Genomic DNA, 17,251 nt, shown 5'->3' with positions numbered 1-17,251 from the left:
GGAGTAAGAAGTATTAAACCCGACTTGATATTCTCCCGTATCCTTAGTAAGGAGAGGGGCTGGGGGTGAGGTTCTGTATTTTATTAAAATTCTCCCGCTAAGGCTGGAACGCACCTTTCACACAGCAAGGGATGCTCTGCTGATTCTCCCACATGGGTGGAGTAATTCCAACAGCGATCGCACTTTTTCCCCTCTGCATCTATTACACCAATTCCCCAGCTATCAGACTGGAAGTTATATTTCAAACCTTGCAAAGCTTCCGGAGAATCTAAAACTTCCACTTGGGAGGTGATAAACAGATACCGCAGTTCATCGATACCATTACCAATTTCAGGATTTCGGGCTTTCACCGCAGAACGCAATTGCTCATCCTTGACATATAGCAAGATTTTTGCTTCTAGGGAAGAACCAATCATTTTTTCTCCCCTGGCTTGTTCTAAAACCTTATTCACATCATCGCGAACTTTGCGGATTTGTTGCCAAAATTCTGCCAATTCAGGATTCCGCCATTTTTCATCTACTTGCACCCAACCAGCTTCAAATACTGATTTGCATGGTGTTTGGTAAGGGATAAATTGCCAGATATCTTCAGCAGTGTGACACAAAACAGGTGCGATCGCACGTGCTAAATTCTCCAAAGCAATTTGCAAAACCGTTTGACAACTACGGCGGCGGAAAGCATTCGGGGAACTGATGTACAATCTATCCTTGGCAACATCTAAATAGAAGTTGGATAAATCCACCACGCAGAAATTCAGCACAGTTTGGAAAAAGCGGAAGAATTGGAAACTTTCAAAAGCTGCTGTAACTTCCTCAAACACTTCAGTGATGCGGTGTAGCATATAGCGGTCAAGTTCGGGCAAATCTGACAAAGGTACTGCATCCTTTACCGGGTCAAAATCATCCAAGCTACCCAACAAGAACCGCGCTGTATTGCGAATCTTGCCTCTAACATCATTCATTTGCTTGATGATGGTACCACCCAGACGCACATCAGAAGAATAATCTACCGACGAAGCCCACAAACGCAGGATATCAGCACCATAAGCCGGTTCTTTTTTCTGGTCTTTCCCGCCATTAATCACAATTTGCGGGTCAACCACATTCCCCACAGACTTACTCATTTTTCGCCCTTGTTCATCTAAAACAAAGCCGTGAGTTAAGACAGTTTTGTAAGGTGCAATGCCATTTACCGCTACACTGGTGAGCAAGCTGGACTGGAACCAACCCCGATGTTGGTCGGAACCTTCCAAATACATATCAGCCGGATAGCGTAACTCTGGACGCTGTTTCGCTACAGCCGCCCAAGATGAACCAGAATCAAACCAGACATCCATTGTGTCTGTACCTTTGCGGTAAGACTTGCCATTATTGCGGTAAGACTCTGGTAATAACTCCTCTACCGACATTTCCCACCAAGCATCAGAACCTTTTTCAGCGATAATTGCTTGGACGTAGTTGATAGTTTCCTCATTCAGTAATGGTTCCCCGGTGGCTTCATCGTAGAAAACCGGAATGGGTACACCCCAAGAACGCTGACGCGAGATACACCAATCAGAACGTTCCGCCACCATTGGCCTGATGCGATTTTCACCTTGGGCTGGAATCCATTTTACAGTAGCGATCGCCTTTAAAGCCTCATCCCTAAATCCAGCCACCGAAGCAAACCATTGTTCAGTCGCCCGAAAAATCGTCGGCTTCTTCGTCCGCCAATCATAAGGATATTTGTGGGCGTAAGCTTCCTCCTTCAACAAAGAACCAGCCGCCGTCAAAGCATCAATTACCGCCTGATTTCCATCACCCAAAACATTCAACCCAGCAAACTCACCCGCCTCCTGAGTAAAATCACCATTGTCATCCACAGGCGCAAGAATCGGCAAACCATAACGCTGACCAACAATGTAATCTTCTTGACCGTGACCAGGGGCAGTATGTACCAACCCAGTACCCGACTCAGTAGTGATGTAATCACCACCCACCACAACCGGACTCTCCCGGTCAAACAAAGGATGACGATAAGTAGAATGTTCTAAAACCTGCCCCTTAAACGTAGCCCTCACCGCCAACTCAGCATCCAAAATAGCAGACAACCTTTCCACCAAATCAGTAGCCACAATCAAAAACTGACTCTGCGCCTCTGCGTCTCTGCGTGACACCTCCACCACAGAATAATTCAAATCACCATTCACCGCCACAGCCAAATTCCCCGGAATCGTCCAAGGAGTAGTCGTCCAGATAGCGACACCCAAATCCGGCAAAAATTCACCCAACACAGGTTTAGCAGCCTCAGACAGCCCTGTAACAGGAAAAGCCGCATAGATACTTCTCGAAGTGTGACCCTCTGGATATTCCAATTCCGCCTCAGCCAAAGCAGTTTTAGAACTAGGACTCCAGTGAACCGGCTTTAAACCGCGATAGATGTATCCTTTTAACACCATCTGACCGAACACACCGATTTGTGCCGCTTCATATTCCGGCTTCAGAGTCAGATAAGGATGATCCCAATCACCCCAAACACCATAGCGTTTAAAACATTCCCGTTGGTCATCTACGGTAGCTAGAGCAAATTCTTTGGCTTTTTGCCGCAATTTTAAAGGAGTTAAATTTTGCCGTTCTGCTGATTTCATATTTTGCAGAACTTTCAACTCAATGGGTAATCCGTGACAATCCCACCCGGCCACGTATCTAACTTTACGCCCTTGTAGTAATTGGTAGCGGTTAATAATATCTTTGAGAATTTTATTTAAGGCATGACCAATATGCAACGAGCCGTTGGCGTAGGGAGGCCCATCATGGAGTATAAATAATTCGCCGGGGTTTTCTTGGGAAAGGCGATCGTAAATGTTATTTTCCGCCCAGAATTTTTGGATTTCGGGTTCCCGCTTGATAGCGTTAGCCCGCATATCGAATTTAGTCTTGGGTAAGTTTACCGTATCTTTGTAGCTTCCAGGTTCTGTCACAGTCTCATGCCTAAGATTATATGTGCAGGTTATCCGATCAATTATAAGAGATGGGCATGAATATATAGTGGGATAAACGATTGCGAATATTAATTGTTTGCTTTCTCAGTGTATTAGATAATCTAAATCAAGGATTTAATATTATTTAAAAATGTAATGGTTTTTGCTTCATCTCTCTCATAATTCCCATTTACAGCTTTATCAATAATAGTAGTTGTGTTTAACAAAACTTCTTTACACTTGGTTTCATCCCATAATGCTTGTTCTATTTTCTTACAATATCTAATGAACTCATTGGATGTCATAAGTGGTTTTGTTTTACCCGCAACCTGCATTCTGAGAATATCAAGCATATAATATTTAAAAGGCTTATATTTAAAATCTATTTGCTTTTTTCTGAAAAGCGCATCTAAACAAAACTTAGCATAAGCGCTAACATAATAACCTATTGGATTCTCAGAATGAGAATGTAAAAATATTTTCCCTTTTGTTTCTTTTACAAGTTTTGTATGGTATCTTCCCGCATTATGCGCTTGGTCTAAAAACATCGAAGCAAAACATCTCATTTGAGAGCGGATATCCACTATTCGTATTTTTTCAACATCATCTAGACCATTAAATTGTCGAGGTCTTCTCTCATAATAAAGTCTTTTTGATTCTATTATAGAATTATAGTATTCCTCTAAATTTTTTTGAAAATCAGTTAAAGCTTCTAGTTCTTCAAGTTTTACAGGTGTTTGTCGATTGTTAGCTTTAATAATATTATTTTTTAATTTACTATCGCGGTCTAAGGCAATTATCTTAATTGGTATGTATAATGAATCTTTGATTGACTCCCTACTATTATACAATATATAACTGGTTTGACATCCATTAACAATTTGATAATCTCTAATAGTAATAGAATCTCCCACAGGATTAATATACTCGGCTACAATAGTTATACCATTGTTATACAATACAAAAAACTGACTTTCTTCAGATTTAATAGTTGCTTCTATTTCTTGATTTACGTCATTTTCACCTTGAAAACCTCTCACGTTATCATAAAATAATCCCCTCATTATATTATCATCATCATCAGTAATCAATTTCAAATAGTCTTTTGCTGGTACAATGGCGATATAGGCTTGGTTTACATCTGGTATTTTATGGATTGTAACACGCTTCTCTAACTTAATCTCTCTTGATATTTTATTATTGGCTAATCTATATAAATTTTGAATTCCGTTAGCGTCAATGGGATTAAATGTAAGTCTCTCAAAAATATCCATATTATCCAGACTTTTCTTCAAACTATCAATTGTTGCTGTTAGATATGGATCATCAAACCATTTTCCAGTCGTGACATAATATAATTTGCACAAAGGCTTTCTATTTTTAAATAAACTACTTTTTGCATATATAAATTCCATTAATTGCCGTTTATCTTTTATTTGATTATTGGCTGGAAATCGAGAATTTTCATCAAAAAATTCTGTGCAACCTATTATAAATTTTGCAATGTCACCAGTAACAAAATTACTACTTGTTTTAGATTGTATTAATATAAATTCCACATCTAAATACTTATTTTTTTCTGCCAATTCCTCAATTTCTTCTTGTGAATTAATTAAGCTACCATTAACAATTATTCCGATTCCATCTAATGCGTTATCTCCACCACCTCCGACGTGGATATCTTCAAAGTCAAATTGATAATTGTGTTCTTTGAAAATTACATAATAATTAACAAAATTTTCAAATACCTCTGAGTCTGGTAAGTCGTCTGGTAAATCTTGTTGTTTTCTAAAAGCCTGTAGTAATCCAGATGTAATTCTGTCCATAAACAGTCAAACTATAAAGAATTTGGATAAATTATACACCGTTTTGAAAGAAATTAGTAAAGCTCAAGCAAAAGCCTTGGGAGAATTTTTTCATGTTTCTCCAGCATTATTTATCTAAAATTTGAGGCGGTAAGCGTTAGCTATGCCATCAGGCTTATCGCCTACCTTCATTGAGCTAAAATTATCCTAGATGATGCGCGATCGCTCAAATTTACTGAATGCTACGATCAAGGAATACATATATTATTAGCGTCAGCTAACTATGCAACTTGAAGACTACTTTAACTTTCTAGCGCCTGATGATATTCGGCTTCAGGGTACACGAGTAGGAATTGAAACCATTTTGTTTGACTACCTCTTCCGTGCTAAAACTCCAGAAGAGATTGCCAAAACTTACATCTCATTGACTTTAGAACAAGTGTATGCAACTATTCTTTACTACTTACACAATCAGCAAGCCGTAGATGCTTATATGAAAGATTGGCTAGAGTGGGGCGATCGCATGAGAGAAGAACAACGCCGCAACCCCAACCCAGTTGCAGAAAGACTACGTAAATTAAAAGCTGAAAAAATGGCGATTCCATCTCATGGCGCTTAAGTATCTCATAGATGAGAACGTTGATCCGATTTACACAATTCAACTACGCCGCTTCCAGCCTGATTTGTTTGTCATGGCGGTTGGAGATTTGACTACTCCACAAAAGGGAACATTAGACCCTGAAATTTTGCTTTGGTGTGAAGAACATGATTTTGTACTAGTCACTAACAACCGCAAATCTATGCCAGTTCACTTGGCAGATCATATAGCTCAAAAGCATCATGTGCCAGGAATATTCATTCTAAGTCCAAAATTAAGCGTTGGTGAAAATCTAGAACAGTTACTTTTGATAGCAGAAGGTTCACTTGATCACGAGTATCAAGACCGCATAGAGTTTTTGCCTCTGTTTTAAAAAATGAAGTAATGCGATCGCCTGACCTCATTGATCTAAAATTATCCTAGATAATGCGATCGCTTTAAAACCACAATGCCGCAGGTGCCAGTTCTGCTCATTCGCGACCACGGAGTGACTGTATGGGCTTCTTCACTAGAAGGTGTGAGCAACTATCTGGAGGTAGCGGAATATATTTTTCGCTACAAAGTCTTTCAATGGCAATTTGACTGCAATAAAATTTCCCAACTATGACAGTTACTTACCAAGGCAACCGACTTAAAATCATTCTGACCGACATTGAAGGTACTACAACCGATATTAGTTTTGTACATGAAGTTCTTTTTCCGTATTCTGCAAAAAATTTATTAGATTGGGTACATAATCACTTAGAATTGCCAATTATTCAGGATATCCTGGAACAAGTCAGAGAAATCACTGGCCAATCAAATCTTGATGTAGAAAGCTGCCTGAGTCAGTTGATGATTTGGCACACTGAAGACCGCAAAATTACTCCATTAAAAACCCTGCAAGGTTTAATCTGGCAAGAAGGGTATGACAGTGGTGACCTGAAGGCTCATGTGTATCCTGACGCTGTTGAATGTCTTCAACATTGGTATGCTGCGGGTTTAACACTAGCTATCTATTCTTCCGGTTCTGTTGCTGCTCAGAAACTTTTGTTTAAAAACACTTTAATGGGGGATTTAACTCCATTATTCTCCATGTACTTCGATACAACTACAGGCAACAAGACAGAGAGTCAGTCCTACCTTACCATCGCAGATGAATTACTTGTCCTCCCGCAGGAAATTTTGTTCCTGTCTGACTCTTCAAAAGAGTTAGCCGCGGCCAGCGCTGCTAATTTCAACGTTTGTGGGTTAAATAGGCAAACCACGGCTGTAGCTCATAACTTTATCTATGTGAAAAACTTCTCGCAAATTCCTTTAGAATTATTATGAAAATTAATGGTATTTGGTATCACTCAATTACAGTCAACTCTAGACTAGTTTCAACTCCAGTGGCTTAACCCAACGCCATGTTAAAGAACGCTGGGTTTAATCCAAGTCAACCAGCTTGATTATGCGGTGGTATTTCTGCCGTTGGCGCTTCTGCTGGGGGAGCAAGTGCCGCATCCGGTGCAATTTCTTCAGCCGGAATCGGTGCTTTTTCTTCAGTCTCAGCCTCAGCTTGGGCTGCTGCTACCATTTCCGCAGGCGGGGGATTTGGTGGGGTTGCTTCCAAGACATCTTCAGTTGGAGATTCAGTTGTCGTAGGAGCAACTTTTTCCTCTTCTGATGTGGGAGTTGTTCTATCGATAATCTCAACAACAGGTTTCTGAGCGGGTACAGCGGTGATTTCCTCCGTTTTGGCAGTTTCCGGCTTTTTCTTGGTTATCGTCTGTTGTGCCTTGTTTTTTGCGCCGCTAAAGATGTTACCCAGACTCCCTTGCACCTGACCCAGCCGTTCCTGGAGGGACAACTTAGTTATTTGCTCCTGAATACCAGTTTTTACAGTCTCAGGACTGGGTACTGGGGTTTGTTGTGTTTGCGGGGTGAGTTGGCGACGTAACGAAAGAGTTTGCCAGCCAAACCAAACCAAAAGCGCCACGCTAGCCACATGACCAAGTAATAGCCCTCCAGAAATGCGGGGTGCAAACACCCATAACATTAAGGCATAGAAAAGTCCGACACCACTCCAGATAAAATCATTCTTACGGTGGATTTCCGGAAAAAAGAAAGCTGCGATGTAAATGGCTAAACTACCCAGTCCGACCACAAAAGCTAGAACATATGCCAGCATTTTTTGGTTACTCCTTACTGCATTATTTGACTAGTGATGGGAAATCAGAGACTAAGGATGAGGAATAATTTATATTTCCTGCCTACCAGTCCCATTCGGCTACGCTCACGGCAAGCTCAGTACCCAGATTCTTAACTAGATATTTCAATTTTGCAACTTTTGCAACTTAATTGCTCATTTAGATACAAACTGCATTACATAACTTTGCTTTGTCCTGACAAAAACACAGCAAAATCAGCGCCTCTATCCTCACAGGACTTTGAAGATAAACTTGCCACAACTAATTCTTTGTGCTAATTATAAATTTTTGCAGTTTATTCAAGTCTTAAGGTCTTCTTTAGGAGAGAAGCGAAAATCTCGGTCTACCCTAAAGATAAAAGGATCTGCAAGAGTTAGCCAAACATAATTTATGACACTACAAAGCTTTGGTGTGATTGGATTAGCCGTAATGGGCGAAAATATAGCGCTTAACGTTGAGCGTAATGGCTTCCCAATTGCAGTTTATAACCGCTCCAGAGAAAAAACGGATGCGTTTATGGCGCAGCGCGCGCCAGGAAGGAACGTCAAAGCCGCCTTTACCCTAGAGGAATTTGTCGCATCATTGGAACGTCCCCGCAAAATTCTCGTGATGGTGCAAGCTGGTAAGCCAGTGGATGCGGTGATTGCCCAACTCAAACCCTTACTAGATGAAGGCGATATCATTATTGACGGTGGTAACTCTTGGTTTGAAGATACAGAAAGACGTACTCAGGAATTAGAACCTGCTGGATTGCGGTTTCTGGGTATGGGTGTCAGTGGTGGCGAAGAAGGCGCTCTCAATGGTCCCTCACTCATGCCTGGTGGTACTCCCAGCTCCTATGAGTATCTATCTCCCATTTTCAACAAAATTGCTGCCCAAGTCGATGATGGCGCTTGTGTCACCTATATTGGCCCTGGTGGTTCTGGTCACTATGTGAAAATGGTACACAACGGTATTGAGTACGGTGATATGCAGCTAATTGCAGAAGCCTACGATTTGCTGAAAAATGTGGCTGGATTAAATGCAAATCAGCTACATGAAGTGTTCACTGAATGGAATACTACCGATGAACTCAATTCGTTTTTGATTGAGATTACATCGAATATTTTCCCTTACGTTGACCCCGACACCAAAAAACCCTTGGTGGATTTAATTGTTGACGCAGCCGGTCAAAAGGGAACTGGTCGTTGGACTGTGCAAACTGCTTTGGAATTGGGTGTGGCGATTCCGACAATTACCGCCGCAGTTAATGCCCGGATTATGTCTTCGATTAAAGATGAACGGGTAGCAGCATCGAAGAGTCTCACTGGCCCTAGCGCTAAGTTTGATGGCGATGTGAAGGACTTTGTTAACAAAGTTCGCGATGCTCTTTATTGCTCCAAAATCTGTTCTTACGCTCAAGGTATGGCGCTGTTATATACAGCTTCTAAAACATACAATTGGGATTTGAATCTGAGTGAAATGGCGCGGATTTGGAAAGGTGGTTGTATTATTCGCGCTGGCTTCTTGAATAAGATTAAGAAGGCTTTTAACGAAAATCCCGCATTGCCTAACTTGCTATTAGCTCCCGAATTTAAGCAGACTATTCTTGACAGACAAAATGCTTGGCGGGAAGTAATCATGACAGCAGCAAAACTGGGAATCCCAGTTCCGGCATTTAGTGCATCTTTGGATTATTTTGACAGCTATCGCCGCGATCGCCTACCCCAAAACTTGACCCAAGCACAACGCGACTACTTCGGCGCACATACTTACAAGCGTCTTGACAAAGAAGGATCATTCCACACTGAGTGGGTTCCCATCGCTGAAGCTAAGAAGTAAACTTTCATGCCGGAAAATCGGCAAATTGTGAAAGTCTCCACTATTTAGGTTAGAGGTTTAAAAGTGACTCTGATTATCAGAGTCACTCTCTTTTTTACCCTCTCACCGCTAATTGCTAGGCAATGTGTTTAACTTCTGACGGTTATGAGAACCTCACTTTTGATGCTTGAGCCTTCTTTGCAGCAATTCTATCTGGCGGTGAAGAAAGTTAAAAAACTTGCGTCTAGGAATCCTTACCACCTTTTGATGTCGCGAAGAAACTATTTAGTCCGATGTCAATAGCAATGGGATAACCATGAAAAGTCACATCTGGAACATCCACGTCAAGCTGCAAAGACAACCAGACAAAGTATTCAGAAGCTTTTTTGACTATCCTTGCTTGCTGAATTGCAAAACCATCAGAAATCGGTTGAGTTTGATGAAACTTTACCGAAAAATTGGGTTAGTTTGATTCAATGAACCTTGATGATGTCTTTCCCCAATGAAGGGAAAACAAAGCTGTTCACTCTCACCACAGTGCTGATTGCAGCAAATGTACCTTGAATATTTAAGTTTTATATTTCTGCTAGAGAAGCAGTACTTAATTCCCTGACAATTAGACAACTGCTGACTCTACAAAAAACAGCACACGAAGAGATTGCCTCACTTGAGGTTAAGCATTATTGCCGGACTTTTCCATGAATTTTATGCGTCCACTACCCCGATGTAATATTGGGCTTTCTGGCTCGCTCAGTTGCGCTTGATATAGAGACGAATCTGAGTGTAACTGTTGCAAACCAGAAGAGGATAGCAACATCTGAGATAAGCGATTTACCTTTGCTTGGCAGTTAAAAGCTAAGGAACTGAAGACCAAACTCGAAACTAAAAGTGAAATCGTAGCTCGCATAACAGATGTTTATTTTAGAACTCTCTTATCTACTGCTACTGATTTTCTGGTAGTGTGTCCGGAAAATTGATCAAAAAGTAGTGTGTTTTACTGAAAAAAAGTTACTTTCACGATATGTCAATCTCTTCAGCTAGTAACCAATGACCAGCATGATTTAAATGACCCCAAATAGTTAGCTGTTGATTATGCACAGCGCTTTGTAGTTGCTCTTGTGTGTGCGATCGCAAAGTCACAATCTGCCAAGTTTGACCATCATAGGCCTGTGGTGCAGTGATCGTGAAACAGTAATCTTGCTGATTTATCCGCCGGAAAATGCCTGTAAAACAGTCGCTTGTACGTGTTAACCCTTGATTATTACTTAAGTGATTATACGTATGCAGCGATGAACCAGGATAATTGCCATTTAATGGATAAACTTGCGGTTTATTTAAGTAATACACTTGCCAACTTAGCCATTCCGGACTTTTGGGGGATATATCTAAGTTAAATAAAGGTACAATTATTGCAGGATCTGGTAAAGATTGTAACAATGCATTTTGTAGTTGCCTGACAGGTAAATCCCTCGGCTGACAGTCCAACTCAACGCACATAGCCGCCGCCATTCCCGCCGCTTGACCGATACCCATAACAACAGGTTGTAATCTGGTTGCGCCATTAGCAATATGAGATACAGAAATATTCTTTTCACAAACTAAGAAACCATCTGTTGCCGCAGGAATGAGGGAACGGTAGGGAATCGTAAAGGGTGTACCAGTCCAACGTCCGCCCCAACGAATCGATTTCGGTTGCAGTGGTAAATTGAATCCAGGATAATGATGGTCGTTGGCATAGTTACCCACAGCGATTGCATCGGGGAACAGAGACGCTACCCTACCCCCAGCCATTGGCAAAATATCCTGTTCTCGCACAGTAGTTAGTCCCACTAAGCGGCGACTCTCGCGGTAGTAAGGATGCAATGCCAAAGCACTAGATTTAGAGGGGAAAACTGACTCAGCCAAGCCATAGCGCCTACCGAAGTTATTTTGGATAAAATGGGCAAAATTTTGGCTATGCCAGCGCGATTCTTGCAAAAATGCTTTTTTGGCTCCTTCTGACTCGATTAATCGCCCTACACCTTCGCCATAGTCATTACCACATATCGGCCAATTGATCATAAATCGATTTCCTGGCCAGCGTCCATAGTTTAAGAATTTCTCGGCTCCATAGTTATCCCACGCACCTGCAAACAGTGAAGGATCATAATTAGGCGCAGGTGGAATTTCCGGAGCAACATCTTCTCCAAAATCTTGCATCACCACTACCCAAGTGGGGGCTTGCACTGGATAACTTTGTGTGAGATGATTAGAGTCTGCTGGGGCGCTTACTTCTCCCCACTCAGATTGCAACTCCCAGCCCCAACGGTGAGGAATTTCCCCCAAAGCCAATAAATCGCCCAATTCTGTACCGTCGAGAATGATCTTGGCTGTAACGGTGAAGTCTGCAAACCTTACACCAGTTATACAATTCCCTTGTTGCAACACTTCTAAAGGCACTTGTCCAGAAATCCAATGCAGATTTGATAATTCCTGCACCCAGTCTGCAAAAATCTTGGCTCCAATGCGGGGATCATAACTAAAAAAGCTCACCCAGCTATTATTTAATCCTTCTGGTTGACGCTGCCGTAATTCTTGTAAAAACGCACCCCATAACCCGGTTTGAAAAGCCACTAATTCATTACCATCAGGTGCAGACACCCCAGCAGAGGTGAGCATTCCCCCCAACCAAGAAAATTCACTCACCAAAATAGTGTTTGCTCCCCGTCGCGCTGCTTGGATAGCCGCAGCTGTTCCACCGGTTCCTCCGCCCACAACTAAGATATCTGCTGTATATGTAGTAAGCATAGATTAATAGGTATGTCTTTTTAATAATTATTGGTGTTTATATGTAGGGTTAGCTCGAAGTCCCCATGACCAATTTATACTAAAATTGTCATCTAATAACATTGTCAAGATAAATCTCATGAACCCCCAAAAAATAGAAGCCAGTTTATTTGGTTTAAATAATTCTAATAGAGATTTTTCTCAAAGAGAAAGTTGGGGAAAAAATCAATTTAATAATTCTTTTCCTGTATCATTAGCTTGTTATATGTATAATAAAGGGCTAAAACTGAATTATTTAACGTTGGACGAAAAATTAGAAATTCAGCATCAAGAAATAGACGTACTTGATATATTTGGGGCTTGTCCTCTTTCTCCAAATTTATTCTTTTCCTTTGAAAGTGATTATGTACCTTATAGAAGAATCGTTACAGGGAAACTTCCACGAGTTGATCTAGTTACTCATGACATGAATAGAGATAATGCTTGTTTAGGAAGGATAGAAATTAAATTAACAGCATTACCCGATAATTCTACATATAGATTACCAGATAATCAATACGGTTGTGAAATTGTGATCAGACCAGATACTATTGTCTATCTGGCTCTGAGTATTGCTTATGAATTTCAAAATGATAGAAATAAATTACTAACTTATCTTGATCCAGTTTGTAGTCAAATTGAAGATTGGTTAAGTATACGTCAGGTACTACCGTTTATTTTACAACTTGTAGAGTGCTTGGATAAATTACTGGCGGATAATCTAGAACTACAATCTCCATTAGTTATGCAACCTATATGGAAAACTGTTGGCAAAACTTCAAAACTTTACCAAAACTGCTTAGATATTTTTGTTTGGAGTAACTTTGGATTTACTAGACTATTCTTCGATATATGTAAAAGATTAGCTAAATCAGAAGAAACTATACAAAGACCTATGCGTTCGGTGGTATGGCTTGCGAAAATGTTATATGAATTTGCACTTGATGGTAAAGTAAATCATAAGTTAGTTATCGATAAATGATAAAGCTTTCGCTTTAAGTGGGTCTAAGACTCGTCCATATATGATTTCTGATAATTTGATTAAACCCAGAATCAGCAAGGAAGAAATCAATAATATAATTTTAGGCGGGGGGCAAAATTTTCTAAGTCCTGAAAGAAGATTTGATGCCATTATCTTGAGTAACCCAGAAATCTTTGATGCTAAATTAAAGGATGTGTGATTAGTATGCAGGAAAATTTTTTATTGCAGTCTTCAGCATTAAAAGTCATAGATTTATTTGCTGGATGCGGCGGTTTATCACTAGGATTTGAAAATTCTGGATTTGAAATTGTAGCTGCTTTTGATAATTGGCTATCTGCAATTAATGTTTATAAGCAGAACTTTCAGCATCCAATTTTTGAATATGACTTGAGTCAGGTAAACAGCAATTATGCATTATTTCATAAATTCTTACCTGATGTGATCATTGGTGGTCCACCGTGTCAGGATTTTTCTAGTGCTGGTAAGAGGAATGAAGATTTAGGTAGAGGCGATTTAAGTATTACATTCGCTAAAATAATATCTGGTGTTCGTAGCCAATGGTTTGTGATGGAAAATGTCCCCAGGTTTAGCAAAAGTAATAAATATAAAGAATTCCGTCAAATTCTTAAAACTGCTGGTTACGGTTTAACAGAAAAAGTATTAGATGCGAGTTTATGCGGTGTTCCACAAAAGCGGAAAAGATTCTTTTGTATAGGAGAACTTGGTGGTGAGGACGAAAAGCTACAACCTTATTTAGAGGCTAATTTGTCTACAAAACCTAAAACTATTAGAGATTATATGGGAAATAGTTTAGGGCTTGAATATTATTATAGACATCCTAGAACTTATCAAAGAAGAGGAATTTTTAGTATTGACGAACCCAGTCCCACGGTTCGAGGTGTGAATAGACCAATACCAAAAAATTATCAACAACATCCGCGAGATGCTGCGCCAGTAACACCTAATTCACGTCCCCTAACTACTCGTGAAAGAAGCTATATTCAAACTTTTCCCGATGATTTTATTTTTGAAGGTTCAAAAACAGACTTAGAACAGATGATTGGTAACGCTGTACCTGTTAAGTTAGCAGAATATATTGCTAAATGTCTGCTGATGTATATTCAAGACCAGAAGAAATACAAAATATATCCTGCCTCTTTGATAACTATCTAATTTAGCATTATTTCGTTTTTTGCCTTTAGGGAATGTAATTAAAATATAGCAATACCAAAGAAAAATATAAGTTACAAATAGAAATATCCCCTAATTATTCGAGAAGTGGGAGGGATATCTGAGCCTCTACGTGGAAAGCAAATCAAACAGGATTGCTATAGTTCAATTACGATGCCAATGTTATTTTCTGACTTATTAGGACACTAAAAGTAATGACAAACAAAACTATAAATTTTGACTCTAACCCACCAGTTGCGACTAATGAGTACGATTTGATGGCTCAAAGGGTTCTACCTGGTTATGAGGTAATGCATACTATGGCATTGTCTGTTCTGAAAGCAACTCTACCAGAAAAAGCTAATCTGTTGATAGTGGGTGCAGGTAGTGGTATGGAGTTAGTCAAGTTTGGTAAAGGTAATTCACAGTGGCAGATGCTAGGCGTAGATCCATCGAGTAATATGCTGGCGATCGCTCAACAGAAAATAGAGCAGCATGGATTATCTGAACGAGTCAAATTATTTGCAGGATATACACATGATTTAGATATGACTTCTTTATATGACGCAGCAACTTGTATTTTAGTGATGCATTTCCTGCCAGATGATGGTAGTAAACTGGCTTTTCTTCAAGATATTTCCCAGCGTCTCAAATCCTCAGCTACTTTGATTTTAGTGGATATATATGGTGAACAAGGTACTTCTGAATTTGAACGGATGATTTCCATCATCAAAGTTTTTTGGCAAGAAATGGGAATAGACACTGCAAAAATTATGGAAGTCCTAGAAACAATCAACAAAGGTGTTTATACCATCACCGAAGTGAGAGTAATGGAATTATTACAGCAAGCTGGTTTTGGTAATATCTTGAGATTTTATACAGGACTTTGGACTAGTGGCTGGGTAGCAACTAAAAACTCTCAGTGAAACCAGTTTACAAGCATAAACCTCCAACCTCTTAACCTAACATGACCCGCTAAATGCTACATCTAAGAAAGATGAGCGGGGAAAAACCAAAATGAAAGCACAGGTATTTAGAGGCGTTAATCAATTATCCTACGAAGAAATCCCAGTCCCGACGCTAGAACCAGATGAAGTGCTGGTACAGGTGGGAGTCGTGGGATTATGTCAATCAGATATTAAAAAAATTCGTTATCCCCTATATGAACCACCACGCATATTTGGACATGAAACGGCGGGTACGATCGCAGCCGTGGGTTCTGAAGTAAAATCTTGGCAAGTAGGACAACGGGTGGCGGTAATGCACCATATTCCTTGTATGCGTTGCGCTTACTGCTTAAATGATAATTTCTCGATGTGCGATGTCTATAAAAATATTTCTACCACAGCCGGATTTAACGCTAGTGGTGGCGGTTTTGCGGAGTATGTCAAGGTTCCCGGACATATTGTCCAGAATGGCGGGTTAATTCCCATTCCTGATCACATCAGCTTTGAAGAGGCGAGTTTTGTCGAACCAACTAACTGCTGTCTGAAGGCTGTGAAAAAAGCCCAAATTGCCCCAGGACAAACTGTATTGGTGACTGGTGCGGGACCCATTGGGTTAATGTTTGTGATGTTGGTCAAGTATTTTGGGGCGAAAGCGATCGCCACTGATCTATTACCATCGAGAGTAGAGAAAGCCTTGGATGTCGGCGCAGATGCGGCTTTTGATGCACGTGATCCTGATTTACCTGCCAAAATTCAAGCCTTGACTGGGGGGATGGGTGTTGATGTGACGCTGCTGGCTGTTCCCAGTGACAAAGCTTTTTTTCAAGCTCTGGAATGTACCCGCAAAGGTGGTAAGATTCTATTTTTCGCAGAATTCCCCGATGAGTTGGAAATTCCCATTAACCCGAATATTCTTTACCGTCGGGAAATTGACTTAATGGGTAGTTACAGTTCGTCCTATCGGCTTCAGAGTCTCTCGGCGGAGATTGTGTTTAATCGCAGTATCGATGTCCAGGCCTTAATTAGCGATCGCTATTCATTACAAAACTTATCAGCAGCCGTAGAACAAGCGATCGCACCTAATCCCGCAACATATAAAATTTTAATTTATCCGTAATCCGGGCAAACACGATAACACTAGAAAATATTTATAGCGCTTCTCGATATTTTGCGATAAGCCCTTGCTTTTGATTCATCTGAGAATCGCGCTATTTTCTTTCCATCTACCCCAACGCTCAATGTCCATGACATTAATTTTCATCGCCCTACTAGCCTTCTACGTCGCCTGTAATCTCGGCGCTAACGATGTCGCCAACTCAATGGGAACCTCAGTAGGTTCCAAAGCTATCACTCTCAAACAGGCGATAATTATTGCCGGGATTTTAGAGTTTACAGGTGCGGTATTATTTGGGCATCAAGTATCCCAAACCTTAGCCACGAAAATTGCCAATCCTGTTTTATTCGCGGCTACACCAAAAATGTACTTAATTGGGATGGTATCAGTGTTAATTAGCTGTGGGTTGTGGCTGCAAATTGCCACCTCACGCGGTTTACCTGTAGCCTCATCTCATGCAGTTGTAGGTGCGATCGCTGGATTTAGTTGGGTAGCTGTGGGAGTAGATGCAATTAATTGGTCATCCATTGGCCTCGTTACCATTGGCTGGATATTCACGCCGATCATCAGTAGTGCGATCGCCGCTTTATTTTACAGTCAAATCAAGCATTGGATTTTGGATCAACCTAATTCAGTAGCACAGCTACAACAGTGGATTCCTTGGCTGAGTGTCATTCTGCTAGGAATATTTGGTGTTATAGTCCTACCTTCCTTAACCCAACCTCTAACCAATTACTTTAATCAACGCATTGGTTTAAACCTACCTAGTTACGACATTCCCTTATTCACAGGTACAATTGCAGCCATTGCACTCACAGTCATTAGTTGGCGACAGTTAGAACAAGTAGAGAATACAGCAGACAAAGAGCAAATACTCCCCACTCCCCACTCCCCACTCC

Annotated in this window: 13 protein-coding genes and 2 pseudogenes; 10 read left to right on the top strand and 5 right to left on the bottom strand. The window is 40.6% G+C overall.

Annotated features, from left to right (window positions below):
- Positions 1-83: 83 nt before the first annotated feature.
- Both ileS and AACX33_RS00735 read right to left on the bottom strand, forming a co-directional pair.
- Positions 84-2,960: an isoleucine--tRNA ligase gene (gene ileS / locus AACX33_RS00740; RefSeq protein ID WP_194000994.1), complete on the bottom strand. Its 2,877-nt coding sequence runs from the start codon at positions 2,958-2,960 to the stop codon at positions 84-86.
- Between the two features lie 122 nt (positions 2,961-3,082).
- On the bottom strand, positions 3,083-4,786 hold the full coding sequence (locus tag AACX33_RS00735; RefSeq protein ID WP_194000992.1) for an AIPR family protein: 1,704 nt from the start codon (positions 4,784-4,786) through the stop codon (positions 3,083-3,085).
- A gap of 262 nt (positions 4,787-5,048) precedes the next feature.
- Here AACX33_RS00735 and AACX33_RS00730 point away from each other — a divergent pair, with 262 nt between their 5' ends.
- From AACX33_RS00730 to mtnC, 4 genes and pseudogenes are all read left to right on the top strand, one after another.
- Positions 5,049-5,384 carry a DUF433 domain-containing protein gene (locus AACX33_RS00730; RefSeq protein ID WP_194000990.1) on the top strand — a complete coding sequence of 112 codons (336 nt, stop codon included), beginning with the start codon at positions 5,049-5,051 and terminating at the stop codon, positions 5,382-5,384.
- Positions 5,374-5,736, top strand: a complete 363-nt coding sequence (locus AACX33_RS00725) for a DUF5615 family PIN-like protein (RefSeq protein ID WP_194000988.1) — start codon at positions 5,374-5,376, stop codon at positions 5,734-5,736. The genes AACX33_RS00730 and AACX33_RS00725 overlap by 11 nt, the downstream gene beginning before the upstream one ends.
- A gap of 60 nt (positions 5,737-5,796) precedes the next feature.
- Positions 5,797-5,970: pseudogene (locus tag AACX33_RS00720) on the top strand (methylthioribulose 1-phosphate dehydratase); the annotation flags it as partial.
- The gene (mtnC, locus tag AACX33_RS00715) at positions 5,967-6,674 is read left to right on the top strand and encodes an acireductone synthase (protein ID WP_194000986.1); all 708 of its coding nucleotides are present in this window, start codon (positions 5,967-5,969) and stop codon (positions 6,672-6,674) included. The pseudogene AACX33_RS00720 and the gene mtnC, both read left to right, overlap by 4 nt.
- A 106-nt stretch (positions 6,675-6,780) precedes the next feature.
- Here the strand turns inward: mtnC and AACX33_RS00710 are convergent, their stop codons facing one another.
- Positions 6,781-7,515 carry a Ycf66 family protein gene (locus tag AACX33_RS00710; protein ID WP_194000984.1) on the bottom strand — a complete coding sequence of 245 codons (735 nt, stop codon included), beginning with the start codon at positions 7,513-7,515 and terminating at the stop codon, positions 6,781-6,783.
- Positions 7,516-7,924: 409 nt separating this feature from the next.
- Between AACX33_RS00710 and gndA the strand changes: the two genes are divergently transcribed.
- Positions 7,925-9,355: an NADP-dependent phosphogluconate dehydrogenase gene (gene gndA / locus AACX33_RS00705; protein WP_194000982.1), complete on the top strand. Its 1,431-nt coding sequence runs from the start codon at positions 7,925-7,927 to the stop codon at positions 9,353-9,355.
- Positions 9,356-10,007: 652 nt separating this feature from the next.
- Here the strand turns inward: gndA and patX are convergent.
- Together patX and AACX33_RS00695 are read right to left on the bottom strand one after the other, a co-directional pair.
- Positions 10,008-10,241, bottom strand: coding sequence for a heterocyst-inhibiting protein PatX (gene patX / locus AACX33_RS00700; RefSeq protein WP_194000980.1), 234 nt, complete (start codon positions 10,239-10,241; stop codon positions 10,008-10,010).
- Between the two features lie 107 nt (positions 10,242-10,348).
- Positions 10,349-12,121, bottom strand: a complete 1,773-nt coding sequence (locus tag AACX33_RS00695; RefSeq protein WP_194000978.1) for an FAD-dependent oxidoreductase — start codon at positions 12,119-12,121, stop codon at positions 10,349-10,351.
- A 118-nt stretch (positions 12,122-12,239) separates the two neighbouring features.
- Between AACX33_RS00695 and AACX33_RS00690 the strand changes: the two are divergent.
- The 5 genes and pseudogenes from AACX33_RS00690 to AACX33_RS00670 all read left to right on the top strand — a co-directional run.
- Positions 12,240-13,320, top strand: a pseudogene (locus AACX33_RS00690) (HindVP family restriction endonuclease).
- Positions 13,321-13,325: 5 nt separating this feature from the next.
- The gene (locus AACX33_RS00685; protein WP_194000976.1) at positions 13,326-14,294 is read left to right on the top strand and encodes a DNA cytosine methyltransferase; all 969 of its coding nucleotides are present in this window, start codon (positions 13,326-13,328) and stop codon (positions 14,292-14,294) included.
- Between the two features lie 212 nt (positions 14,295-14,506).
- Complete coding sequence (locus AACX33_RS00680; RefSeq protein WP_194000974.1) at positions 14,507-15,217, top strand: class I SAM-dependent methyltransferase; 711 nt, start codon at positions 14,507-14,509, stop codon at positions 15,215-15,217.
- Between the two features lie 91 nt (positions 15,218-15,308).
- Positions 15,309-16,355: a zinc-dependent dehydrogenase gene (locus AACX33_RS00675; protein WP_194000972.1), complete on the top strand. Its 1,047-nt coding sequence runs from the start codon at positions 15,309-15,311 to the stop codon at positions 16,353-16,355.
- A gap of 121 nt (positions 16,356-16,476) precedes the next feature.
- The coding region (locus tag AACX33_RS00670) for an inorganic phosphate transporter (protein ID WP_227789373.1) at positions 16,477-17,251 on the top strand (775 nt) is incomplete at its 3' end.

Source organism: Nodularia sp. LEGE 04288 (assembly GCF_963896525.1).
Taxonomy (GTDB): Bacteria; Cyanobacteriota; Cyanobacteriia; order Cyanobacteriales; family Nostocaceae; genus Nodularia.
This window is presented reverse-complemented; position numbering and strand designations above follow the sequence as displayed.

Bases quoted from the DNA above. Each gene is read 5' to 3' on its own strand.
- mtnC (WP_194000986.1), top strand. From the start codon at position 5,967: ATGACAGTTACTTACCAAGGCAACCGACTTAAAATCATTCTGACCGAC.
- patX (WP_194000980.1), bottom strand. From the start codon at position 10,241: ATGCGAGCTACGATTTCACTTTTAGTTTCGAGTTTGGTCTTCAGTTCC.
- AACX33_RS00730 (WP_194000990.1), top strand. From the start codon at position 5,049: ATGCAACTTGAAGACTACTTTAACTTTCTAGCGCCTGATGATATTCGG.
- gndA (WP_194000982.1), top strand. From the start codon at position 7,925: ATGACACTACAAAGCTTTGGTGTGATTGGATTAGCCGTAATGGGCGAA.
- AACX33_RS00695 (WP_194000978.1), bottom strand. From the start codon at position 12,121: ATGCTTACTACATATACAGCAGATATCTTAGTTGTGGGCGGAGGAACC.
- AACX33_RS00680 (WP_194000974.1), top strand. From the start codon at position 14,507: ATGACAAACAAAACTATAAATTTTGACTCTAACCCACCAGTTGCGACT.
- AACX33_RS00725 (WP_194000988.1), top strand. From the start codon at position 5,374: ATGGCGCTTAAGTATCTCATAGATGAGAACGTTGATCCGATTTACACA.
- AACX33_RS00710 (WP_194000984.1), bottom strand. From the start codon at position 7,515: ATGCTGGCATATGTTCTAGCTTTTGTGGTCGGACTGGGTAGTTTAGCC.
- AACX33_RS00675 (WP_194000972.1), top strand. From the start codon at position 15,309: ATGAAAGCACAGGTATTTAGAGGCGTTAATCAATTATCCTACGAAGAA.
- AACX33_RS00685 (WP_194000976.1), top strand. From the start codon at position 13,326: ATGCAGGAAAATTTTTTATTGCAGTCTTCAGCATTAAAAGTCATAGAT.
- AACX33_RS00735 (WP_194000992.1), bottom strand. From the start codon at position 4,786: ATGGACAGAATTACATCTGGATTACTACAGGCTTTTAGAAAACAACAA.